The sequence below is a fragment of the Serratia sp. P2ACOL2 genome (assembly GCF_003691565.1).
GTDB classification, from domain to species: Bacteria; Pseudomonadota; Gammaproteobacteria; order Enterobacterales; family Enterobacteriaceae; genus Serratia; species Serratia liquefaciens.
Map to the genome: position 1 here is coordinate 2945007 of NZ_CP033162.1, position 24030 is coordinate 2969036.

The 24030-nt window shown below is 52.1% G+C and carries 20 protein-coding genes, 2 tRNA genes and 2 other RNA genes; 11 read left to right on the forward strand and 13 right to left on the reverse strand.

Annotated elements, in window-relative coordinates; all coding sequences use genetic code 11:
- Nucleotides 1-111: 111 nt before the first annotated feature.
- From oppF to EBA31_RS14280, 7 genes are all read right to left on the reverse strand, one after another.
- Nucleotides 112-1113, reverse strand: coding sequence for a murein tripeptide/oligopeptide ABC transporter ATP binding protein OppF (gene oppF / locus EBA31_RS14250; RefSeq protein WP_020827182.1), 1002 nt, complete (start codon nucleotides 1111-1113; stop codon nucleotides 112-114).
- Complete coding sequence (locus EBA31_RS14255) at nucleotides 1110-2126, reverse strand: ABC transporter ATP-binding protein (protein WP_020827183.1); 1017 nt, start codon at nucleotides 2124-2126, stop codon at nucleotides 1110-1112. The genes oppF and EBA31_RS14255 overlap by 4 nt, the downstream gene beginning before the upstream one ends.
- 11 nt (nucleotides 2127-2137) lie before the next feature.
- A complete protein-coding gene (gene oppC / locus EBA31_RS14260; RefSeq protein WP_020827184.1) occupies nucleotides 2138-3046 on the reverse strand; it encodes an oligopeptide ABC transporter permease OppC in 909 nt (302 codons plus the stop codon).
- A 14-nt stretch (nucleotides 3047-3060) separates the two neighbouring features.
- Nucleotides 3061-3981 carry an oligopeptide ABC transporter permease OppB gene (oppB, locus tag EBA31_RS14265; RefSeq protein ID WP_020827185.1) on the reverse strand — a complete coding sequence of 307 codons (921 nt, stop codon included), beginning with the start codon at nucleotides 3979-3981 and terminating at the stop codon, nucleotides 3061-3063.
- An 83-nt stretch (nucleotides 3982-4064) separates the two neighbouring features.
- A complete protein-coding gene (oppA, locus tag EBA31_RS14270) occupies nucleotides 4065-5702 on the reverse strand; it encodes an oligopeptide ABC transporter substrate-binding protein OppA (protein ID WP_020827186.1) in 1638 nt (545 codons plus the stop codon).
- Nucleotides 5703-5853: 151 nt separating this feature from the next.
- On the reverse strand, nucleotides 5854-7491 hold the full coding sequence (locus EBA31_RS14275; RefSeq protein WP_122079516.1) for an ABC transporter substrate-binding protein: 1638 nt from the start codon (nucleotides 7489-7491) through the stop codon (nucleotides 5854-5856).
- Between the two features lie 691 nt (nucleotides 7492-8182).
- Entirely contained in the window at nucleotides 8183-8827 is a 645-nt protein-coding gene (locus EBA31_RS14280; RefSeq protein ID WP_020827188.1) for a YchE family NAAT transporter, read from the reverse strand.
- Nucleotides 8828-9351: 524 nt separating this feature from the next.
- Between EBA31_RS14280 and adhE the strand changes: the two genes are divergently transcribed.
- Entirely contained in the window at nucleotides 9352-12024 is a 2673-nt protein-coding gene (gene adhE / locus EBA31_RS14285) for a bifunctional acetaldehyde-CoA/alcohol dehydrogenase (protein ID WP_020827189.1), read from the forward strand.
- Between the two features lie 134 nt (nucleotides 12025-12158).
- Here adhE and EBA31_RS14290 read toward each other — a convergent pair whose 3' ends face one another.
- Nucleotides 12159-12743, reverse strand: a complete 585-nt coding sequence (locus EBA31_RS14290; RefSeq protein WP_122079517.1) for a thymidine kinase — start codon at nucleotides 12741-12743, stop codon at nucleotides 12159-12161.
- Between the two features lie 700 nt (nucleotides 12744-13443).
- Here EBA31_RS14290 and hns point away from each other — a divergent pair.
- A complete protein-coding gene (gene hns, locus EBA31_RS14295) occupies nucleotides 13444-13851 on the forward strand; it encodes a histone-like nucleoid-structuring protein H-NS (RefSeq protein WP_006321188.1) in 408 nt (135 codons plus the stop codon).
- 207 nt (nucleotides 13852-14058) lie between these two features.
- Here hns and EBA31_RS14300 read toward each other — a convergent pair whose 3' ends face one another.
- The 5 genes from EBA31_RS14300 to rssA all read right to left on the reverse strand — a co-directional run bounded on the left by EBA31_RS14300 (nucleotide 14059) and on the right by rssA (nucleotide 19605).
- Nucleotides 14059-15069, reverse strand: coding sequence for an NAD-dependent epimerase (locus EBA31_RS14300; RefSeq protein ID WP_122079518.1), 1011 nt, complete (start codon nucleotides 15067-15069; stop codon nucleotides 14059-14061).
- A gap of 9 nt (nucleotides 15070-15078) precedes the next feature.
- A complete protein-coding gene (locus EBA31_RS14305) occupies nucleotides 15079-16422 on the reverse strand; it encodes a UDP-glucose/GDP-mannose dehydrogenase family protein (RefSeq protein WP_122079519.1) in 1344 nt (447 codons plus the stop codon).
- Between the two features lie 43 nt (nucleotides 16423-16465).
- Nucleotides 16466-17383, reverse strand: a complete 918-nt coding sequence (galU, locus tag EBA31_RS14310; protein WP_122079520.1) for a UTP--glucose-1-phosphate uridylyltransferase GalU — start codon at nucleotides 17381-17383, stop codon at nucleotides 16466-16468.
- Between the two features lie 197 nt (nucleotides 17384-17580).
- Nucleotides 17581-18594, reverse strand: coding sequence for a two-component system response regulator RssB (gene rssB, locus EBA31_RS14315; RefSeq protein WP_041415428.1), 1014 nt, complete (start codon nucleotides 18592-18594; stop codon nucleotides 17581-17583).
- Nucleotides 18595-18699: 105 nt separating this feature from the next.
- A complete protein-coding gene (rssA, locus tag EBA31_RS14320; protein ID WP_122079521.1) occupies nucleotides 18700-19605 on the reverse strand; it encodes a patatin-like phospholipase RssA in 906 nt (301 codons plus the stop codon).
- Nucleotides 19606-19748: 143 nt separating this feature from the next.
- On the opposite strand from rssA, the gene EBA31_RS14325 reads away from it, so the two are divergent.
- The 9 genes from EBA31_RS14325 (at nucleotide 19749) to EBA31_RS14365 (ending at nucleotide 24015) form a co-directional block, all read left to right on the forward strand.
- Nucleotides 19749-20213, forward strand: coding sequence for a YchJ family protein (locus tag EBA31_RS14325; RefSeq protein ID WP_046373374.1), 465 nt, complete (start codon nucleotides 19749-19751; stop codon nucleotides 20211-20213).
- 110 nt (nucleotides 20214-20323) lie between these two features.
- Nucleotides 20324-21172, forward strand: coding sequence for a formyltetrahydrofolate deformylase (gene purU / locus EBA31_RS14330; RefSeq protein WP_020827197.1), 849 nt, complete (start codon nucleotides 20324-20326; stop codon nucleotides 21170-21172).
- Nucleotides 21173-21330: 158 nt separating this feature from the next.
- Nucleotides 21331-21415: transfer RNA gene (locus EBA31_RS14335), tRNA-Tyr, on the forward strand.
- A gap of 41 nt (nucleotides 21416-21456) precedes the next feature.
- A non-coding RNA gene (locus EBA31_RS14340) (RtT sRNA) lies at nucleotides 21457-21583 on the forward strand.
- 96 nt (nucleotides 21584-21679) lie between these two features.
- Nucleotides 21680-21764 (forward strand) — tRNA-Tyr (locus EBA31_RS14345).
- A 44-nt stretch (nucleotides 21765-21808) separates the two neighbouring features.
- Nucleotides 21809-21935, forward strand: a non-coding RNA gene (locus EBA31_RS14350) — RtT sRNA.
- Between the two features lie 151 nt (nucleotides 21936-22086).
- Nucleotides 22087-22659: a TIGR00730 family Rossman fold protein gene (locus EBA31_RS14355; RefSeq protein ID WP_020827198.1), complete on the forward strand. Its 573-nt coding sequence runs from the start codon at nucleotides 22087-22089 to the stop codon at nucleotides 22657-22659.
- Between the two features lie 102 nt (nucleotides 22660-22761).
- The gene (xthA, locus tag EBA31_RS14360; protein ID WP_020827199.1) at nucleotides 22762-23568 is read left to right on the forward strand and encodes an exodeoxyribonuclease III; all 807 of its coding nucleotides are present in this window, start codon (nucleotides 22762-22764) and stop codon (nucleotides 23566-23568) included.
- A gap of 45 nt (nucleotides 23569-23613) precedes the next feature.
- On the forward strand, nucleotides 23614-24015 hold the full coding sequence (locus EBA31_RS14365; protein ID WP_122079522.1) for a pyrimidine (deoxy)nucleoside triphosphate diphosphatase: 402 nt from the start codon (nucleotides 23614-23616) through the stop codon (nucleotides 24013-24015).
- The last annotated feature ends 15 nt before the right edge of the window (nucleotides 24016-24030 follow it).

Sequence of the window (24030 nt, forward strand, 5' to 3'; positions counted from 1 at the left end):
CGTGCGTTATTTGTGGTTTTAGTTGGTTTTTCCTTGTGGCGGAAATGCCATAAAAAAAGGGTTCATGCAAACATGAACCCTTCAGGCAACAAAATGGAATGAAATGGCCGTTTACAGCGGATCGACCTTCAGACAGGACACGGCATGGCGGAAGCTGCCTTCCAGCAGCGGACGCGTCTTGGCACATTCCGGCCCGGCGATCGGGCAGCGGGTGCGGAACACGCAGCCAGAGGGCGGGTTGATCGGCGAAGGCAGTTCCCCTTCCAGTAACTGGATCTGCTTTTCCTTCTCCTTGTCCGGATCCGGGATCGGCACCGCCGACATCAACGCTTTGGTGTAAGGATGCTGTGGATTGTGGTACACCTCATCATACGTACCCAGCTCCACCGCATGGCCCAGATACATCACCAACACACGGTCGGAGATGTGTTTGACCACCGCCAGATCGTGGGCGATAAAGATCAGCGACAGGCCCATCTCACGCTGCAGTTGCTGCAGCAGGTTCACCACCTGCGCCTGAATCGACACGTCTAATGCCGAGACCGGCTCATCGCAGATCACCAACTTAGGTTCGAGGATCAAGGCGCGCGCAATGCCGATACGCTGGCACTGACCGCCAGAGAACTCATGCGGATAGCGGTTGATCAGGTTAGGCAACAGACCAACCTTCAGCATCATCGCCTTTACCTTGTCTTTCACTTCCTGACGCGGCATTTTTGGGTAATAGGTGCGCAGCGGTTCCGCGATAATTTCACCGATGGTCATGCGTGGGTTCAGCGAAGCCAGTGGATCCTGGAAGATCATCTGGATATCACTGCGGGTTTTGCGCCAGTCGACGTCGCTCATGCCAAGCAGGTCTTTACCCAACCAGGCCACGCGGCCGCTGGTAGCCTTCACCAAGCCGATAATGGCGCGGGCGAACGTCGATTTGCCACAGCCTGATTCGCCCACCACGCCCAGGGTTTCCCCTTCGAACAGGCGCAGCGTCACGCCATCAACGGCCTTGAGCGTTTTTGGCGGCTGCCAGAACCACTGTTTGTCATCATGAATGTCGAAGTGCACTTTCAGATCGGCCACTTCGAGCAGCACTTTCTTGTCGGTTACCGCAGTCATACCAACGCCTCCACCGGTTTAAAGCAGGCGCGCAGGCGCCCTTCACCAAACTGCTCCAATGGCGGAGCGCTCGAACATTGCGCCATCGCGTACGCACAACGCGGTTGGAACGGACAGCCCTTCGGCAGGCGCAGCAGATTCGGCGGGTTGCCGGGAATGGTCATCAGCGCTTCGCCTTCGGCGTCCAGACGCGGTACCGCATTCAGCAAACCAATGGAATAAGGATGGCTCGGGTGATAGAACACATCCCGTGCGCTACCGTATTCCATGGTACGTCCGGCATACATCACCAAGACCTTATTACAGATACCGGCCACAACGCCCAGGTCGTGGGTGATCATGATGATCGCGGTATTGAACTCGCGCTTCAGCTCGTTCAGCAGCGTCATGATCTGCGCCTGCACCGTCACATCCAATGCGGTGGTCGGCTCATCGGCAATCAGCAGCTTGGGCCGGCACAGCAGTGCCATGGCGATCATCACGCGCTGGCGCATGCCGCCGGAAAACTCATGCGGGTACATGCGCATGCGCTTGCGCGCTTCCGGCATTTTGACCGCATCTAACATGCGAACCGACTCTTCGAAAGCTTCGCTTTTGCTCATGTTTTTATGCAGCATCAGCACTTCCATCAGCTGCTCACCAACGCGCATATAAGGGTTGAGCGAGGTCATCGGGTCCTGGAAAATCATCGAAATTTCTTCTGCCCGCAGCTTGTTGAGCTGTTTTTCCGGCAGGTTGAGGATTTCACGACCGTTAAATTTGGCCGAACCGCCAATGCGGCCATTGCTGGCCAGCAGTCCCATCAACGCGAAGGCGGTCTGGGATTTGCCGGAACCGGATTCGCCCACGATACCCAGCGTTTCACCGGCGCGCAGATCAAAATTCAGATCGTTCACTGCCGTCACGTCACCGTCCGGGGTGCCGAAGGTCACGCGCAGATCTTTTACATCCAGCAACAGCGACGACTTCACGCTGCCGGCGGTTTGCAACTGCGGATTTTCAATGGTGCTCATGATTGCACTCCTTAACGATCTTTCGGGTCGAGGGCGTCACGCAGGCCATCGCCGATAAAGTTGAAACAAAACAGAGTGACAACCAGGAAACCCGCCGGGAACAGCAGCAACCACGGTGAAACTTCCATCGAGTTGGCGCCATCGCTCAGCAATGCACCCCAGCTGCTTAACGGCTCTTGCGTACCCAGCCCCAGGAAGCTGAGGAAAGATTCGAACAAGATCATGCTCGGTACCAGCAGTGAGGCGTAAACCACCACCACACCCAGCACGTTCGGCACGATATGGCGCAGCACGATGTTGCGGCTCGAAACCCCGCACACCAACGCCGCTTCGATAAATTCTTTACGCTTCAGGCTCAGAGTTTGGCCACGCACGATACGCGCCATATCCAGCCACGACACCATGCCGATAGCGACAAAGATCAGCAGGATATTCTGCCCGAAGAAGGTCACCAGCAGGATCACGAAGAACATGAACGGGAAGGAGTTGAGGATCTCCAGCAGACGCATCATCACCGAGTCGATTTTACCGCCCAGGTAACCCGACATTGCGCCATACAGGGTGCCAACAATCACCGCCACCAGCGCAGCCGACACGCCAACCATCAGCGAGATACGCCCGCCAATTGCCACGCGCACCAGCAGATCGCGCCCCGACGAGTCCGTACCGAAGTAGTGCGCCGATTCGAGACTTGGTGCGGCCGACATCATCGCCCAATCGGTATCGTCATAGGCAAACTGCGACAGCCACGGCGCCGCAATCACAAACAGAGTAATCAAAGCCAATACGAACAGGCTGCTGAGCGCCGCCCGGTTGTGCACAAAGCGGCGACGGGCATCCTGCCACAGGCTGCGTCCTTCCACTTCGAGCTTCTCGCTGAAGTTCTCCAGAGCCTCGCTGTTCTTTTTCGTCAACATCATTTGCGTGCTCCAGCTTAATAACGAATTTTTGGATCGATAACGGCGTACAGCACGTCCACGATCGCGTTAAACAGGATAGTCAGAGCGCCAACCAGAATGGTCAGACTCAATACCAAAGAGTAGTCGCGGTTAAGCGCGCCGTTAACAAACAGCTGGCCGATACCCGGCAGGCCGTAAATGGTTTCGATAACCATTGACCCCGTGATGATGCCGACAAACGCCGGGCCCATATAGGAAAGCACGGGCAATAACGCAGGCTTCAACGCATGGCGCAATATAATGCGGCGCATAGGCAAACCCTTGGCGCGCGCGGTACGGATAAAGTTTGAATGCAGCACTTCAATCATCGAGCCACGCGTGATACGGGCGATACTGGCGATATAGGCCAACGACAGCGCCACCATTGGCAAGATGATAAATTTCGGTGCCCCGCCGTTCCAGCCCCCACCCGGCAGCCATTTCAGCGTGATGGCGAAGATCAGTACCAGTAACGGCGCCACCACGAAACTGGGGATCACCACCCCGGTCATGGCAAAACCCATCACCGTATAGTCCCATTTGGTATTTTGATTCAGCGCAGCCACCACACCGGCGCTAACCCCCAGGATCACCGCCAGCAAAAATGCGGCCAGGCCCAGTTTGGCAGAGACCGGGAATGAAGCAGCCACCAGATCGTTGACCGAATAATCTTTATATTTGAATGAAGGACCAAAATCGCCCTGCGACAGCTGGGCCAGATAATGGCCGTACTGTTTCCAGATAGGATCGTTCAAATGATATTTGGCTTCAATGTTGGCCATCACTTCCGGCGGCAACGCGCGTTCGCCGGTAAATGGGCTGCCGGGCGCCAGGCGCATCATAAAGAATGAGATGGTGATCAGAATAAATAGCGTCGGGATCGCTTCCAATAAGCGACGAAATATAAATTTAAGCATTGCCCTAACCCTGTGTTGCAGCCTGATAACGGCTTATTATTCACAACATGGGCCGGCGGTTAACACCGCCGGCACTTACCGTATCAATGCTTGATGATGTACAGGTTTTTATCGTACACGTTATCAAGCGGGTCTTTACCGGTGTAACCCCCAACATAAGGTTTCACCAGACGGGCATTCACGTAGTAATAAACCGGAACGATGGCAGAATCTTTATCCAGCTGAACTTCGGCTTTCTGATACAGCTCGGCACGTTCTTCTTTGGTTTTCGCCGTCAGCACATTGGCCATCAGCTTATCGAATTCGGCGCTCTTATAGTGCGGGGTGTTACTGCTGCTGTCAGACAGCATCATGTTCAGGAACGAGCTAGGTTCGTTGTAGTCTGCACACCAGCCGGCACGCGCAACGTCGTAGGTCCCCTGATGGCGGGTATCCAGGAAGGTTTTCCACTCCTGGTTCACCAACTTCACATCCACACCCAGGTTTTTCTTCCAGATGGAGGCTGCGGCAATCGCCAGCTTCTTATGCAGATCTGAAGTGTTGTACAACAGGGAGAAGGTCAGCGGTTTGCCTGGGCCATAGCCTGCATCGGCCAGCAGCTTTTTCGCCACTTCATTGCGTTTTTCTTGCGTCCAGCTGAACCACTCAGGCGGAGTCAGTTTGGCGCCGTCGGTGTATGGTGGTGTGAAGCTGTAAGCCGGCAGATCGCCCTGGTTTTTCACTTTATTGGTGATGATGTCGCGATCCAGACCCAATTTCAGCGCTTCACGCACGCGTGCGTCGGTAAATGGCGCTTTCTGGTTGTTGATTTCGTAGTAGTAGGTACACAGATAAGGATCTACGTGAACCTCTTTCGGGATCTCTTTTTTCAACTTCTGGAACAGTTCGATCGGCATGTTGTTATAGGTCATGTCGATTTCGCCGGTGCGGTAACGGTTAACGTCGGTCACTTCCGAAGAAATTGGCAGGAAGGTCACTTTGTTGATGATGGTTTTCGCGTTATCCCAATATTCCGGGTTACGTTCCAGCACAATACGTTCGTTAACCACCCAATCTTTCAGTTTGTAAGCGCCGTTGCTGACGTAGTTGGCCGGTAAGGTCCACTTCTCGCCAAACTTCTCGACGGCTTCTTTATATACGGGCTTCATCGCATAGTGCGGCGTCATTTCAACCAGGTATGGCACCGGCTCGGTCAGAGTCACCTGGAAGGTATGGTCATCAATGGCTTTCACGCCCAGGGTAGACTTATCTTTCTTGCCGGCGATGACGTCATCCACGTTTTCTACGTGGGCATATTGCAGGTAGCTGGCATAAGGTGATGCGGTTTTCGGATCCACCACGCGCTGCCAGCTATACACGAAATCTTGCGCCGTGACCGGCTTGCCGTTCGACCATTTTGCGTCTTTACGCAGATGGAAGGTCCAGACTTTAAAATCTTTGTTATCCCAGCTTTCCGCTACGCCCGGGACAATGGAACCATCCAGGCCGTTGTTGGCCAGGCCTTCCATCAGATCGCGCGTTACGTTGTTTTCAGGTACGCCTTCGATTTTATGCGGGTCAAGCGATTGCACTTCTGAACCGTTGTTCTTAACGATCTCTTGTTTGTCCGCCAGTTGCACGCCCGCCGGCACGTCGGCCGCAAAAGCACTTCCGGTTGCTGTGATACCCAGCGCGGCAATGATGCCGGCCGCAAGGATGGTTTTTTTCGTGATGTTGGTCATGTGTATACTCCAGTTTTTATTATCACAGGCTCATCGTGGAGCCTGCGTTGCCCGTGAGCGGACCTTGTTATACCGGCTGCCGCTGAACGAATACGGCAGGCGGCCTTCCCTGTATTACTCCACCGCTGATGGCGTGGCGTAATACCCCTCGTTACTGCTTGATGATGTACAGATTTTTCACATCGGTGTAGTCCAGCGGATCTTTACCGGTAAAGCCCCCCACCGACGGTCTGATCAGGCGGGCGCTGACGCGGTAATACACCGGAATCAACGCCGAATCTTTATCTAACTGAGCCTCTGCCTGCTGATAAAGGGCGGCGCGTGCAGCCTCGTCCGGCGCTTTTAGCGTGCCGGCCATCAGGGCGTCAAACGCCGGGCTCTTGTAAAAAATGGTGTTGATGCTGCTGTTGGAAAGCACCAGATTGAGGAATGCGCTCGGCTCGTTGTAGTCACCGCACCAGGTGGCACGCGCTATGTCGTACTGCCCCTGATGGCGGCTTTCAAGCGAGGTTTTCCATTCTTGATTGCGCAGTGTCACCTCAGCGCCGAGGTTTTTCTTCCACATCGAAGCGGCGGCGATGGCCTGCTGCTTATTTTGGTCGGAGGTGTTGTACAGCAGCGTGAACTTAAGCGGTTTGGCGGCGCTGAAACCGGCTTGTTCCAGCAGCTTCCTGGCCTCGGCATTGCGCTGTTCCTGGCTCCAACTCGCCCACGCCGGCGCGGTGAATTTGGCGCCCTCAGTAAAGGTTGGGGTGAAACTGAACGCCGGGATCTGCCCCTGGCCCATGATTTTGTTGGCGATAATGTCGCGGTCCAGCGTAAGTTTCACGGCAGCGCGCACTCGCGGATCGGTAAAGGGCGCACGCTGGTTGTTAATCTCGTAATAAAAGGTGCACAGATAAGGGTTAACGTGCAGTTGCTCAGGGATCTCTTTCTTCATCTTCGCGAACAGGTTCGGCGGGATGGCGCTGTTGGTGATATCAATTTCACCACTGCGGAAGCGGTTAACGTCGCTGACCTCGGAGGCGATCGGCAAGAACGTCGCCTTATCGATCACCGTTTTCTTGTTGTTCCAATAGCTCGGGCTGCGTTCAAGCACAATGCGCTCATTCACCACCCACTCTTTCAGGCGATAGGCTCCATTGCCGACATAGTTCGCCGGCAGCGTCCATTTCTCGCCAAACTTCTCGATCACCGAACGTTTTACCGGCTTCAGCGAGGTGTGGCTCAGCATGCTAATGAAGTAAGGCACCGGTTCGCTCAGCGTGACCTGCAGCGTTTCATCATCGATGGCTTTAATGCCCAGGCTTTGCGGCCCTTTCTTGCCGGTCAGGATGTCGTCGATATTTTCAATTTTTGCGTACTGCAGATAGCTGGCGTAAGGCGAGCCGGTTTTCGGATCGGCCAGGCGCTGCCAGCTATAAACGAAGTCCTGTGCGGTAACCGGGGAGCCGTCGCTCCACACCGCTTCCGGACGCAGGTGGAAAGTCCAGGTTTTGAAATCCTGATTTTCCCACTGGGCTGCCGCCGCCGGTACCACATGCCCATTGGCATCGGTGCTGACCAGCCCTTCCAACAGGTTAAGAATAATATTACTTTCCGGTATCCCCTCGACCTTATGCGGATCCAACGAAGCCACTTCCGTGCCGTTGTTAATTACAATGTTCTGCTGCTGAGCCAATTGCACTCCGGCCGGAACGTCGGCCGCCTGAGCAGAATATACGGCGCTGATACTCAGCAAGCCGGCAATGAACATAGCCAATGGCGTGCGCTTTCGGGTTTGCTGCATGGTCGAGGCTCCTTTTCACCAACAAGCATTGCTTATCGATATTCGTGAAGTATTTATAAGAATTCTAAATAAACAGACACCAGCAAAAATCATTCCCACTTTGACGACGCAATCGCGTTAATTGCGCGTAGAAAGTTGCTCGGAAATTAGCAGAAGGCAAATTCCATAGCCAATAATTTTTACAGAAATGTTAAGCAATTCTCTTTTATTGCATCAAGCCCGATCTGTACCCCCCGGACGAGGGTGACAGTTGCACAACATAACTAATTGATTTTAATCAGATAAAATAAAGCAAGCCTTATCCTGACGGCACGAAGCAAACTGGCAAAACAGACAAAGAAACATTCAGTTAACAAACCAGCCGTTCAAAGAACAAACACCTGCTTATGTGCGGTTAATCACTAATAACACCTGGATGAAAGCGAGACAAGCCCTACAGAATGATGTGATTAAATTAACAGCGGATTTGATGTTAGGAGGCAGAAAAAGGGCAAAAACTGGGGAGGATAAGGGGTAAAAACAACGCTTAGCGTTTTTATTGAGCAACAAATTGAGATTTATGCCACATCCTGGTGCAAGTGAATAAAATTCATTCATATTGCGCACTATATTAATGCGAACCAATAATTGATTTTAATTTTTAAAATTAATTTGAGTCGCGAATCGCCCTATTCACGACTCCGTCGCCGGATTACAACAGTCCCGGGAATATGGCCTTAATACCGGTAACGATAAATTCGATACCCAAAGCCATCAGCAATAAACCCATGATTCGGGTGATGACGTTAATGCCGGTTTGCCCCAATAAACGCACCAACAAAGGCGCGGCCCGGAACAACAGCCAACAACAAAAGGCAAACAACGCGATAGCGAGAGTAAAGCCCAACAGGTTCTGCCAGCTATGGTAGCGGGAACTCCAAACGATGGTGGAGCTGATCGCACCCGGCCCGGCCATAAGCGGTAATGCCAGCGGCACGACGCCAATGCTTTCGCGGATCGCGCTTTCTGATTTTTCCTGTTTGTTCTGTTTGTCTTCCCCCAGTTTGCCGCTGATCATCGACATCGCAATGGTAACCACCAGGATGCCGCCGGCAATGCGGAAGGAATCGATTGAGATGCCGAACATGCGCAAAATCCCCTCCCCCAAAAATAGCGAGGTCCACAGGATAATGGCGACCGACAGATTGGCGGTCAGGTTGGTTTTGTTGCGCCCGGCAGCTGCCTGGTAGCTGGTCATGCTGATAAATACCGGCAAAATGCCCACCGGGTTCACCAGCGCAAACAGGCCGACAAAAAATTTAATGTAGCCGGAAAAATCCAACAGAGATTGGCCCACAAATGACTCCGCTTTAATAGCTTTAAAAGTGACACTGCCTACGCGCGCTAATGTAATGGAATTGCCACGGGTTATCCATTGGTCATCAGCAGGATTTTTATCTATTAATGCGCGTACTGATAAAGCAAATCACCATTGTTAACGTAATGTACGGTTTATGATTTTTTATGTTGAAAAAAGTGCCTGACATCGCGGTTATTAAGAATGATTCTCAAAAACCATAGCTGAATGGTGTCAGCATGCGATTTTTTTGATTTAAATCACATAATCACTACCCAAGAGTAGTTAAGCTCTTAGTCGTAGTCAGGGAGTAGAACAGGTTAAGGAAAAAGTGGCATCTCTGTTCGGCCCGCTGTCTTCTCCTGCTGAAGCATCGGGTAAAGCTCTTTAAGCAAATCAGCAACATGCAGCACAAAAAGATGGGAAACCTTTGTTTTTAAAACAGCATTTTCCACCGATCTGTCTATACTAGTTGCTCGCACGGCTGATTTACTGAAAGAGTTTAACATTATCAGGAGAGCATTATGGCTGTAACAAATGTCGCTGAACTGAACGAGCTAGTTGCACGTGTCAAAAAAGCCCAGCGCGAATATGCCAACTTCACTCAAGAGCAAGTTGATAAAATTTTCCGCGCTGCTGCCCTCGCCGCTGCCGATGCCCGTATTCCTCTGGCTAAAATGGCCGTTGAAGAATCCGGTATGGGTATCGTTGAAGATAAAGTGATCAAGAACCACTTCGCATCAGAGTTTATCTATAACGCCTATAAAGATGAAAAAACCTGCGGTATCCTGTCTGAAGACGATACTTTCGGTACCATCACCATCGCCGAACCTATCGGCCTGATTTGCGGTATCGTACCCACCACCAACCCAACTTCCACGGCCATTTTCAAAGCGTTAATCAGCCTGAAAACCCGTAACGGTATCATTTTCTCTCCGCACCCACGTGCGAAAAACGCCACCAACAAAGCGGCCGATATCGTGCTGCAGGCAGCGATTGCCGCCGGTGCGCCAAAAGACATCGTCGGCTGGATCGATCAACCTACCGTTGAACTCTCCAACCAGCTGATGCACCACCCTGACATCAACCTGATCCTGGCCACCGGCGGCCCAGGCATGGTGAAAGCAGCCTACAGCTCCGGCAAACCGGCCATCGGCGTGGGTGCGGGTAATACCCCGGTAGTGGTTGACGAAACGGCGGATATCAAACGCGTCGTGGCCTCTATTCTGATGTCTAAAACTTTCGACAGCGGTGTGATTTGCGCCTCTGAGCAATCCGTCATCGTGGTTGACTCCATCTATGACGCAGTGCGCGAACGTTTCGCTTCCCATGGCGGCTACATGCTGCAGGGTAAAGAGCTGAAGGCCGTACAGGACATCATCCTGAAAAACGGTGGCCTCAATGCGGCTATCGTCGGTCAGTCAGCACCGAAAATCGCTGAAATGGCAGGCATCAAAGTCCCGGCAAGCACTAAAGTGCTGATCGGTGAAGTGAAGCTGGTCGATGAGTCAGAACCTTTCGCTCACGAAAAACTGTCGCCAACGCTGGCTATGTATCGCGCCAAAGACTTTGAAGACGCCGTCAGCAAAGCGGAAAAACTGGTCGCCATGGGCGGTATCGGTCACACCTCTTGCCTGTACACCGACCAGGATAACCAGCCGGAACGCGTAGCCTTCTTCGGCGACAAGATGAAAACCGCGCGTATCCTGATCAACACCCCTGCTTCACAGGGTGGGATCGGTGACCTGTACAACTTCAAACTCGCTCCGTCTCTGACGCTGGGCTGCGGTTCCTGGGGCGGTAACTCCATCTCTGAAAACGTCGGTCCAAAACACCTGATCAACAAGAAAACTGTAGCGAAGCGAGCAGAAAACATGTTGTGGCATAAACTTCCGAAATCAATCTACTTCCGCCGTGGCTCACTGCCAATCGCGCTGGAAGAAGTAGCGACCGACGGGGCAAAACGCGCCTTCATTGTGACCGACCGCTACCTGTTCAACAACGGCTATGCAGACCAGATTACCTCCGTTCTGAAATCGCACGGCATTGAAACAGAAGTATTCTTTGAAGTTGAAGCGGATCCAACGCTGTCCATCGTGCGTAAAGGCGCTGAACAGATGAACTCATTCAAGCCAGACGTGATCATCGCGCTGGGCGGCGGTTCACCGATGGATGCTGCGAAGATCATGTGGGTGCTGTACGAACACCCTGAAACCCACTTCGAAGACCTGGCGCTGCGCTTTATGGATATCCGTAAACGCATCTACAAGTTCCCGAAAATGGGCGTGAAGGCAAAAATGATTGCCGTCACCACCACTTCAGGTACCGGTTCAGAAGTTACGCCGTTTGCGGTAGTGACCGACGACGTAACCGGCCAGAAATATCCTCTGGCGGATTACGCATTGACACCAGACATGGCGATTGTTGACGCCAACCTGGTCATGAACATGCCGAAATCCCTGTGCGCCTTCGGTGGCTTGGATGCGGTAACTCACGCGCTGGAAGCTTATGTTTCAGTCCTGGCGAACGAATACTCCGACGGTCAGGCGCTGCAAGCGTTGAAACTGCTGAAAGAGTATCTGCCAACCAGCTATAAAGAAGGTGCCAAGAACCCGGTAGCCCGTGAGCGCGTGCACAATGCTGCGACCATCGCCGGTATCGCGTTCGCCAACGCCTTCCTCGGGGTTTGCCACTCAATGGCCCACAAACTGGGCTCCGAGTTCCACATCCCACACGGTTTGGCCAACGCCATGCTGATTTCCAACGTCATTCGCTATAACGCGAACGACAACCCAACCAAGCAAACGGCTTTCAGCCAGTACGACCGCCCACAAGCGCGTCGCCGCTACGCTGAAATCGCTGACCATCTGGGCCTGAGCGCACCGGGCGACCGTACCGCACAGAAAATCGAGAAGCTGCTGACCTGGCTGGACGAAATCAAGGCCGAACTGGGCATCCCTGCTTCAATCCGCGAAGCCGGCGTGCTCGAAGCCGATTTCCTGGCGAAAGTAGACAAGCTGTCTGAAGACGCCTTTGATGACCAATGTACCGGCGCTAACCCTCGTTATCCGCTGATTGCTGAACTTAAGCAAATCATGCTGGATACCTTCTACGGCCGTAAATTCAGCGAAGCGGTTGATGAAGAGGTTCTGGCCGCACCGGTTGTCGCCAAGACGGTAAAGAAGACCAAAAAATAACGGTTCATTGAGTTGAGCCAACAAAAAACCGCCGAAAGGCGGTTTTTTTATGCGGTGATATTATTCATCAATCCGGTAGTGTCTACGCAATAGCGTCAAAACGAGCTGCAAGGCTCTCTGTTGCACGCTGGAGGCTATTCCAATGCCTGTATCGCTTCTTTGTAATGTTTGCGGCAGACGGAGACGTAGCTTTCGTTACCGCCAATCACCACCTGTTCACCGGCATGCATCGCCTTCCCGCTCTCATCAAGTCGCAGCACCATATTCGCCTTGCGCCCGCAGTGGCAAATGGTTTTCAGCTCCACCAACTTGTCTGCCCAGGCCAGCAGATATTGACTGCCAATAAACAGTTCCCCCAGGAAGTCGGTACGCAAACCGTAACACAGCACCGGAATATCCAACTGATCGACAACATCGCACAATTGCTCGACCTGCTGTTTCGTCAGGAACTGGCTTTCATCAAGCAAAACGCAGTGCACAGGTTGCTGCTGATGTTCCTGCGCAATCATCGTAAAAAGCATAGAGTCATTATTATACAGCTGTGCCTGGGAAGACAGACCGATCCGCGAGCTCACCTTACCCACGCCAAAACGGTGATCTATTTCGGCGGTAAACACCAGCGTACGCATACCACGTTCTTGATAATTATATGAAGATTGCAGCAACGCGGTAGATTTCCCTGCATTCATAGCAGAGTAATAAAAATAAAGTTGAGCCATGGGCCCGCTACTCCAATGGTATAAGAAATATTCAGCGGTTGATTCAGCAGCCAAGTGTACCATAAGGCGACAACCGGCTTACACCTCGGGATTAATCAATATCCGGGCCAGACGAATAGTCGACTTTCAAATGAAACATTCCGTTCTGCTACCATAGCGCTTTTACATCTATTTACAGGATGGTTTCTGTCCGTCATCACATTTAATTACTACTAATGATTAGCGCCCAACATTAATGGTTATGCCAATGCCGTGAAGCGGCCCTGCAACAGGTGCCAGCGCGTAAGATTAAATCTATTAACCCCTCCAGACGCCGCGCCTGAGTATTTAATGACATAAAACAGACCGGGTACAGTTCTTGACGTTACCTTTACTGATATACCCCTATTGTTTACAGTGTTGGCAGACTAAAACTCGTGATTTAACCCACAGAATTCAGAGTTATATTGATATAAAACACAATTATAACTTAGCCATGAATGCCTTTGTGGCGCAGCAAACATAGCGCTGCTGTAGAAAATTTGACTTAAAAAGGGAGGTTGTAATACTTATCTCCCCCGCTTATATTAGCCAGAGAGTTCTGGTTAGGTCTTTTAAAAGGTAAATTTGAGCGTTCCTTTCAATTTGGCTATTGCAGAAAAGAAAAGAGCACTCTATTATTATCCAGACGCCCCCACCAATATAATTTGAGACTAGGACAATGAGCGAAGCATTAAAGATTTTGAACAACATCCGTACTCTCCGCGCTCAGGCAAGAGAATGCAGCCTGGAAACGCTGGAAGAGATGCTTGAAAAACTGGAAGTTGTTGTGAACGAACGTCGCGAAGAAGACAGCCAGGCTCAAGCAGAAGTTGAAGAACGTACCCGTAAACTGCAGCAATATCGTGAAATGCTGATTGCTGACGGTATTGATCCAAATGAACTGCTGCAAACTATGGCTGCAACTAAAGCCGCTGGTAAAGCGAAACGTGCAGCACGTCCAGCTAAATACCAATATAAAGACGAAAACGGTGAACTGAAAACCTGGACTGGCCAGGGCCGTACCCCAGCAGTGATTAAGAAAGCTATCGAAGAGCAAGGTAAATCTCTGGACGATTTCCTGCTGTAATAGCATTCCAGTCACATGTTAAAAAGGCTCCCAAGGGAGCCTTTTTGTTATGCTTATTTTCAGGTTTCTTAGAGCCCCCCACTGGGCTTTGCGTAATTATCCTAATGGACAGCCCCATTTATCCGCCAGCTAACGGCAGAGCCCTTCATTTTTCCAAAGCATAAAAAAAGGGGCCTGAGCCCCTTATAGCATTAACGCACTGCTCAATTACTGAGCTTTATAAAATGATTTATACCATTCAACAAAGCGTTTCACGCCTTCTTCAACGCTGGTTTCCGGTTTAAATCCAATCACGCGATAGAGCTCGGCGGTATCGGCACTGGTATCTAACACGTCGCCAGGTTGCATAGGCAGCATATTTTTACGCGCTTCAATCCCTAACGCCTGTTCCAGTGCACTGATATATTTCATCAGCTTCACCGGGCTGCTATTGCCGATATTATAAACATGGTATGGGGCAGAACTGGTCGCCGGCGATCCCTGCTCTACCGTCCAGTCAGCATTTGGCTGAGGAATAACCGCCTGTAAGCGGACAATAGCCTCGGCAATATCGTCGATGTAGGTAAAGTCACGGTGCATCTCGCCGTGGTTATATACATCGATACTGTCACCCGCCAATATGGCCTTGGTGAATTTGAACAGCGCCATATCTGGACGCCCCCACGGGCCATAGACGGTAAAGAAACGCAGGCCGGTAGTTGGGAGACCATATAGGTGAGAATAGCTGTGCGACATCAACTCATTGGCTTTCTTGGTCGCCGCATACAATGATATCGGGTGATCGACCGAATCTTCAGTCGCAAATGGCAGCTTTCGATTTAGACCATATACCGAGCTGGAAGAAGCATATAACAGATGCTCAACTTTATTGTGTCGGCAGCCTTCCAGCACGTTTAAATGCCCGATAAGATTCGAGTCCGCATACGCCAACGGATTCTCTAGCGAATAGCGCACGCCAGCTTGCGCGCCCAGATGGATCACTCGCTGGAATTGGTGCTCTGCGAATAACTGCGCCATCCCCTCTCGATCGGCCAAATCCAGCTTAATAAACTGGAAGGCTGGCTTATCCGCTAGCAGATCAAGACGGGCCATTTTCAGGCCCACATCGTAATAATCATTCAGGTTGTCGATACCGACAACCTGATGACCGGCGGCCAACAAACGCTCAGCAGTATGATAACCAATAAAACCTGCCGCGCCTGTAACCAGGAATTTCATAGTTAACCCTTAAATAACCGGCTGAATGGACGCACCGCGACCAATCGCATAATAAGTGAAGCCTCGGCTTTCCAGACGCTCTGGATCAAACAGGTTGCGACCATCAAAGATCACCGGCTGCTTCAGCGCACCCTTAATCACATCGAAGTCCGGCGCACGGAAATTCTGCCACTCAGTACAGATAACCAACGCATCAGCCCCATGCAGCGCCGCTTCTTTGGTCCCTACCAGCTTCAGATCGTCACGTTGACCGTAAATACGTTGCACTTCATTCATCGCTTCAGGATCGTAAGCCTGAACGATAGCGCCCGCTTCCCACAGTTGCTCCATCAGCACCCGGCTGGAGGCTTCGCGCATATCGTCAGTATTCGGTTTGAATGCCAAGCCCCATAGCGCAAAGGTATTGCCTTTCAGGTCATCACCGAAATGCTGCTTGATAAATTTGGTCAGCTTATACTTCTGCTGGTAGTTAACCTGCTCTACGGCCTGCAACAGTTTTGGCTGGTAGCCAATATGTTCCGCAGTGCGGATCAGCGCCTGAACGTCTTTCGGGAAACAGGAGCCGCCGTAGCCGCAGCCTGGATAGATAAAGTGATAACCGATACGGGAGTCTGAACCGATACCCTGGCGTACTTTCTCAATATCCGCCCCCAGCATTTCGGCCAGGTTGGACATTTCGTTCATAAAGCTGATTTTGGTCGCCAGCATGCAGTTGGCGGCATATTTAGTCAACTCGGCACTGCGAATATCCATCATGATCATGCGATCGTGATTGCGGTTAAACGGCTCGTACAGTTCACGAATAGGCTCGATCACATCTTTGTTATCGGTACCGATTACGATGCGCTCAGGACGCATGCAGTCTGCTACCGCTGCCCCTTCCTTCAGGAACTCTGGGTTGGAAACCACATCGAAAGGCACTTTGCTGCCACGTTTTTGCAGGGTTTCTTCCATCACCTGGCGGACTTTATCTGCGGTGCCGACCGGCACGGTAGATTTGTCGATCACCACTTTGTGTTCGGTCATGTGCTCCGCGATGGTGCGCGCAACGGCAGTCACGTATTTCAAATCGGCAGAACCGTCTTCATCCGGCGGTGTTCCCACCGCGATAAATTGAATGGCACCATGCGCCACCCCAGCCTTGGCATCGGTGGTAAAATGCAGGCGGCCAGCTTCATAGTTCTGCTGAACCAATGGCGTTAAGCCTGGCTCAAAAATAGGGATATTCCCTTTCTTCAGGTTTTCGACTTTACGTTCGTCTATATCAATACACATAACGTCATGGCCGACTTCAGCCAACACCGCAGCCTGCACCAGGCCAACATAGCCAATACCAAAAACTGTTACTTTCATGGGAAAATCCTAGTTTTTCAAATTAAGACGAAAGATAAATAAATTATTCTTTATCAGCGGCGAGTAACTGATTCAACCACTGCGAAAAATCCTTGCCGAGTGTCGGATGGCGCATGCCGTATTCGACAAACGCCTGCATATAGCCCAGCTTGTTGCCGCAGTCATGGCTGATCCCTTTCAGGTGATAGGCTTCAACCGTTTCTTGCTGCATCAGCATTTCGATGCTGTCGGTAAGCTGAATTTCATTGCCGGCGCCCGGAGGGGTTTTCGACAGCAGCGGCCAAATATCCGCAGAAAGCACATAGCGTCCTACAATCGCCAGATTGGAAGGCGCTTCGTCCGGTGATGGCTTCTCGACGACGCTGACCATCGGAGCACTTTCACCCGGCTGTAGTGCGTAGCCTTTGCAGTCGGCTACGCCGTAATTACCGACATCTTTATGCGGTACGGGTTCAACCATGATCTGGCTGATGCCGGTTTGCTCAAACCGCTGCAGCATTTCGTGCAAGTTGTCTTTTTTAAGATCGGAGCTGTACTCATCAAGGATTACGTCAGGCAAAATCACGGCCACCGGCTCGTCACCCACCAGCGGATAGGCACACATAATGGCGTGCCCAAGCCCTTTGGCAACGCCCTGACGTATCTGCATCACGGTCACGCCCTTCGGACAGATGGACTGCACTTCGTCCAGCAACTGGCGCTTAACGCGCTTTTCCAGCATCGCTTCCAACTCAAAGCTGGTATCGAAATGGTTTTCGATCGAATTCTTGGAGGAATGGGTAACCAGCACAATCTCGTTAATCCCCGCGGCAATACATTCATTAACCACGTATTGGATCAGGGGTTTGTCGACCAGCGGCAGCATTTCTTTTGGAATGGCTTTTGTCGCCGGTAACATCCGTGTTCCCAAGCCTGCAACCGGGATCACAGCCTTTCTGACTTTACGATTTACAGCAGGCATTATTTCCTCTCTTAATAGCGCTCACTTTATGAGCTTTCTCGCCATATAAAAACCTTCGGAGTATACCAGCTTATGACTGTCTGGCATTAACCGCAGCACAAATAGAAAGAATTTAGGACAATTACCCAAGGGGTTAACTGAGGTAAAAATAAGCATCTCAAATATCTGGATTTCAAATACTATTTTAGCCGTTGGGATTATTCGGCACTGAGCATCAACCGCAGTCGCCCGCCAGAACCCCAAACCTGACACTGCCAGGCAGCACAGTGCTGGCTGATTTGATTCATGTAGGTGGCACCCAGCGTGCCGAGCGGCACGCCGTTGCTCAATTGAATTTGATTGTCGCCGGTATTCACATTGGCATGCAGGCCGGCGGAGACCAGAATCAGGTTTTTATATTCGGCGTGGTAATAACCCACCAGCAGTGGGAATTGCCCTTCCAACTTGCCTTGGCGTAATAATTGATTAACTTGCTTTAACAATGCGCTCATTTGCGGCAGCCTTTGACGCTGATTCGCTAAATGATCTTGCAGTAACCCATTAAATAAAGCTCGCAACAGTAGCGCCGCCAATACGCCATTATCCCCTGCACGCGTCACATCCAGACAATAGAAAGCCAGATCCTTATCCGACAGCGCCGCAATATCCAGTACCAGTCCGGGGTTTTCACCGGTGGTTAATTGCCGATAATTAATCCGGCAGTGGGCAACGGTCTGCTGCACCGGAGGCTGTAACTGTTTGAGTAGCTTCACCGCTTCGGAGGGATTTTTACTCAGCGCGTCCCAGTCCTGTAACAGCTCCACTTCTTCAATCGCCGGGGACGTGAACATATTGGGATACAGGCAACCCAGCACCGCTTCACGCAGACGATTAAGATCGGTCACCGGCTTTAACAACACGTCCTGTACGCCTAACCGCAGCATTTTGGCGATATCGGCCATTTTATCGGTTGCCGATATCACCAACACCGGAATTTGTACGCCCTGCAGGCGAAGATGTTCGACAAACTCTATCCCGTCCATTTCCGGCATCGCCAGATCGCACAGGATTAAATCCGGATGAACGTCATCCACCAGACTCAAGGCCAGCAAACCATTGGGCGCCTCACTGGTTTCTGCTCCCAACGATTTCAAATAGCCAACAAGCACCGAACGAAAAACCAGTTCGTCCTCGACCACCAAAATGCGCTTGTGAGTCAATGGTAATGCCATCAGCCGTGCCTCTTCCCTTTCCATAGTGTAATAGTGGCTCAAAAAGGCCATTTATGCTTGCCGGAAATTTTTCCAACGGTGGAGTATTTTCCCGCAAACCGGTAGTTATTTGTTTTTTATCAACGGCAACAGCATATCGATCTGTTTTTCTACCGCCAATTTCCCAGCTGCGATTGCCTCATCCGCTCGATGGAAATCCAGCGTGGAAATCTGCGGACAATAGGGCTGAATCAATACATCTGGCGGATCGCCGGCCATGCGGTTGCGTTTCAGGCGATTTTCCAGAACCTGGATCGACGTCCCCATGATTTCCATCGCCGTTGGGGTGAAATTAGGCTTTCTGGCCGTCATTTTGCTGATTCGTTCTCTTAAACGCCCCCGCCAGTTGCGGGCGGGGAGATCTTGTGGCGCTTCTACGTCATGATTACGTACCGAAAACAAATCTTGCTGCATTAAATGAGCATCATGCTGCAAATCGACGGCGATGACGATGTCGGCGCCCAATGCCCGGGTCAATGAAATAGGCACAGGATTCACCACTGCGCCATCCACCAGCCAATAGCCATCAAACCAGACCGGTGCCAACAGGCCCGGCATGCTGCACGACGCACGCACCGCCTGATGAATATCGCCTTCCGTCAGCCACAGCTCACGCCCGGTACTGAGATTGGTTGCCACGGCGCCGAATTTAAGTGAGCACTCGGCGATATCATCGATCTTCAGTAATTGCCCTACCGCATTGAACACCCGTTCACCGCGTAGCAGCCCGCCCCGTTGCCAGGACAAGTCCATCAATCGGATCACGTCCCAATAGCTGAACGAACGCACCCAGGTTTCCATAGCGGGCAAACGATGGCTGGCAAAAGCGGCCCCCACCAGGGCACCCACCGAGCAGCCGGCTACTATATCGACTTCAACGCCCAACTTCTTTAGCGCGTTGATCACACCGATATGTGCCCATCCTTTCGCCGAACCCGCGCCCAATGCCAATCCAATCTTTATTTTTCGCATAGTTTCCGCCCTTTGCCCGGTGAATTGTATCAATGACGCTGTCAGCGTAGATTGTCACGATCGAATAATGTTAGGTAACATATGCGCTAAATTTCTTTCGGCATCGGCCCGTTCCTCAGGTTCCGGCCATTTTAGGAGTCACCTTGTCCGAATTATGCCCCTGCGGCGGCGGAGTGGAGTATAGCGCATGCTGCGAGCCCTACATCAACGGTAGCCAAACGCCATCGACCCCCGGACAGTTAATGCGTTCGCGCTTTAGCGCTTACGTAAAACACAACGTGGATTATCTGATTGCTACCTGGCACCCCGACTGCCACGCGGCAGAATGGCGCAATGGCATCGTCGACAGTTTCAAAGACACCGAATGGCTCGGCCTGACGGTGGTGGAAGAAAAACCCGGCCATGAGGCCAGTGAAGGTTTTGTCGAGTTCATTGCCCGCTTCATCGACGGCAGCACCGGTGAGCAAAGGGCGATGCACGAACGCTCGCGCTTCCTTCAGCTTGGCCAACGCTGGTATTATATTGACGGAACCAAACCTCAGCCTGGCAGAAATGCCATTTGCCCATGCGGCTCAGGAAAAAAATATAAAAAGTGCTGCGGGCGTTAGCCGGCAGTCACCGTGCCAAAGAGATTTCAGGCGATGGCCTGAAAATGAAAGCGATAAAATTCTCGCCTGCGCAGACAGGACACACCGTATCAGACAGGATCCTCATCCCCATGCCACACCAAAATGTACAAAGAAAAGTTTTGCGCACCATTTGCCCGGATGCCAAAGGCCTGATCGCCAAGATCACCAATATTTGCTATAAGCATGAGCTCAACATTGTTCAGAACAACGAGTTCGTCGATCACCGTACCGGTCGCTTCTTTATGCGTACCGAGTTGGAAGGCATTTTCAATGACACCACGTTGCTGGCGGATCTCGACAGCGCGCTGCCGGCAGGCTCGGTTCGTGAACTGCATAACTCCGGCCGCCGCCGCATTGTCGTGCTGGTGACCAAAGAAGCACATTGCCTGGGCGACCTGCTGATGAAAAGCGCCTACGGTGGCCTGGACGTGGAGATCGCGGCAGTTATCGGCAACCACGATACGCTGCAAACGCTGGTAGAACGTTTCGACATCCCATTCCATCTGGTCAGCCATGAAGGCCTGACTCGCGATCAGCACGATCAGAAAATGATGGCCCAGATCGACCAATACCAACCGGACTACGTGGTACTGGCCAAATATATGCGCGTATTGACGCCAGCATTCGTACAGCACTACCCGAACCAGGTGATCAATATTCACCACTCCTTCCTGCCGGCCTTTATCGGCGCAAGGCCTTATCATCAGGCTTACGAGCGCGGCGTTAAAATCATCGGCGCCACGGCGCACTACGTTAACGATAATCTGGATGAAGGCCCGATCATCATGCAGGACGTGATCCACGTCGATCACACCTACTCTGCCGAAGATATGATGCGCGCCGGACGTGACGTTGAGAAAAACGCGCTTAGCCGTGCGCTTTATCACGTGTTGGCGCAGCGCGTATTTGTATACGGCAACCGGACGGTTATTCTGTAATTGCTCAATAAAGCGGTGCCTTTCGTTCAGGGATGCACCGCCAAGGGTAAAAAATCGGCAAACGATTCATTTTCTGCATTTCAATACTTTACACGCGCGCTTCATTTGATATGATGCGCCCCGCTTACCGAGACAGACGTTTCGCAAGCAAGGCCAGTGGTGGGGTTCCCGAGCGGCCAAAGGGAGCAGACTGTAAATCTGCCGTCACAGACTTCGAAGGTTCGAATCCTTCCCCCACCACCATCTTCTCTCTGTTGATGAGTGCACAGCGAAAGCTGAAGTCACTTAAAACACTGAGGGAGAGGATGAGAAGCTTCGCCAAGGTTCGAGTCTCACGCAGTGAGACAACGCGCTTTAGCGCGGCCCGCAGGGTGAGGAACGAAGAGACGAATAATCCTTCCCCCACCACCATCTTCTCTCTGCCAAGAGCGAAGACGCAGCAAGGAAACCGGCCAGGTTTCTTCCGGATAAAACCGGAACTACAATTTGTAAAACCATGAATACCATGGTGGGGTTCCCGAGCGGCCAAAGGGAGCAGACTGTAAATCTGCCGTCACAGACTTCGAAGGTTCGAATCCTTCCCCCACCACCATCCTTGTATACTCCCCATAATAAAATCAAACCTGTAAATCCCAATATCATTCCTTTACGGGAAGGATGAGAAGCTTCGACAAGGTTCGAGTCTCACGCAGTGAGACAACGCGCTTTAGCGCGGCCCGCAGGGTGAGTCGCCCAGCGACGAATAATCCTTCCCCCACAACCATCCTTGTATGCTCCCCTGAATCAAATCAATCCTTGGCAATCCGATATCTCATTTATCAATTCCCTTAACCCTTCAGCACATCCTCAACTTGAACTCCGGCCAACAATTCGCTATACCACTGGCTTCTTTAATGCAGTAAGGAAAAAAGTGCATGCGTAACAATATCTGCGTTTTTTGCGGAGCAAGCGAAGGTGTTAACCCTGCATATGCCGAAAATGCACGGCAACTGGGCCAAACTCTCGCGGCCCAGGGTCGACGTTTAATCTACGGTGGCGGTAAAAAAGGGCTAATGGGCATTGTCGCGGATGCCGTGTTAGCCGCCGGTGGCGAAGCCGTTGGCATCATTCCTGAGCGATTGGTCGAAGCAGAAACCGCGCATCGTGGCCTGACCGAGCTGGAAGTGGTCCCTGACATGCATACCCGCAAGGCGCGTATGGCGGCGCTGGCAGACGGTTTTATCGCCCTGCCCGGCGGCATAGGAACGCTGGAAGAGCTGTTTGAAATCTGGACCTGGGGCCAGATTGGCTATCACAGCAAACCGGTGGGCCTGCTCGACGTGAACGGTTTCTACCGCCCGCTAAACAATTTCCTGCAGCACGTGGCCGATCAGGGCTTTATGCGCCATGACTACCTCGGCACCATGCACATCAGCGAATCCGCACAAACCTTGCTGCAACAATTCGACGACTATCAGCCCAAAAATTACGACCGCTGGGCGAAATAATCCGGCTTGCCAGCGGCGGCCATTGCCGCTGGCCCGCGTTACATTTCCGGCCAAACTCTGCTACTATCTCAACACATTTTTCTCGCATAAACGGCACCGCTCATGAAGTTTGTCTCTTTTAATATCAATGGACTGCGCGCGCGTCCGCACCAACTGGCCGCAATTATCGAGCAGCACCAACCCGACGTGATCGGTCTGCAAGAAACCAAAGTTCACGATGATATGTTTCCATTGGAAGACGTCAGCCAGTACGGCTATCACGTGTTCTATCACGGGCAAAAAGGCCATTACGGCGTAGCACTGCTGACCAAAGAAAAGCCGCTGGCCGTGCGTCGCGGTTTCCCTACCGATGAGGAAGACGCACAGCGCCGCATCATCATGGCCGACCTGGCTACGCCGCAGGGCACTTTGACGGTGATCAACGGCTACTTCCCACAGGGTGAAAGCCGTGACCACCCGATCAAATTCCCTGCCAAAACGCGCTTCTATCAGGATCTGCAAAACTACCTGGAGCAGCAGATGTCGGTAGACTCACCGGTACTGGTGATGGGCGACGTCAATATCAGCCCAAGCGATTATGATATCGGTATCGGCGAAGAGAACCGCAAGCGCTGGTTGCGCACCGGTAAATGCTCTTTCCTGCCGGAAGAACGTGAATGGATGGATCGCCTGCTGAACTGGGGCCTGGTGGATACCTATCGCCACGCCAACCCAGAACGCAACGATCAGTTCTCTTGGTTCGACTACCGTTCGCGCGGCTTTGATGAAAACCGCGGCCTGCGCATTGATCTGCTGTTAGCCAGCACGCCACTGGCCGCGCGTTGTATCGCCACCGGCATCGATTATGATATCCGCGGGATGGAAAAACCTTCGGATCACGCGCCGGTTTGGGCGGAGTTCTCGCTGTAATTAACCCAACCCCGGCCCCGGCCGGGGTTTCTCTCTGTGGTAAAGATGAAAATTATCGATGTCGTCGCCGCCATTATCGAAAAGAATGGCAAAATTTTACTGGCGCAACGCGATGCCGACAGCGATCAAGCCGGCCTGTGGGAGTTCCCCGGCGGAAAAGTTGAAGTGGGCGAAAGTCAGCCTCAAGCCCTGGCGCGTGAACTGGACGAAGAGTTGGGGATTGTGGCCAGCGTCGGCAATTACGTCGCCAGTAATATTTGGCAGCAAACTGAGCGGGTGATTAGGTTACATGCGTGGCGTGTCGAGGCATTCAGTGGCGAATTACAGAACCGCTGCCATGCCGACTTTGTTTGGATCACGCCGGAGCAGGCGTTTGACTATCCGCTGGCTCCGGCCGACGTACCGCTGCTGACGGCGTATATTGCCAGTTTAACCTCAAAAGCCTGAGCCGTTGACGTTACC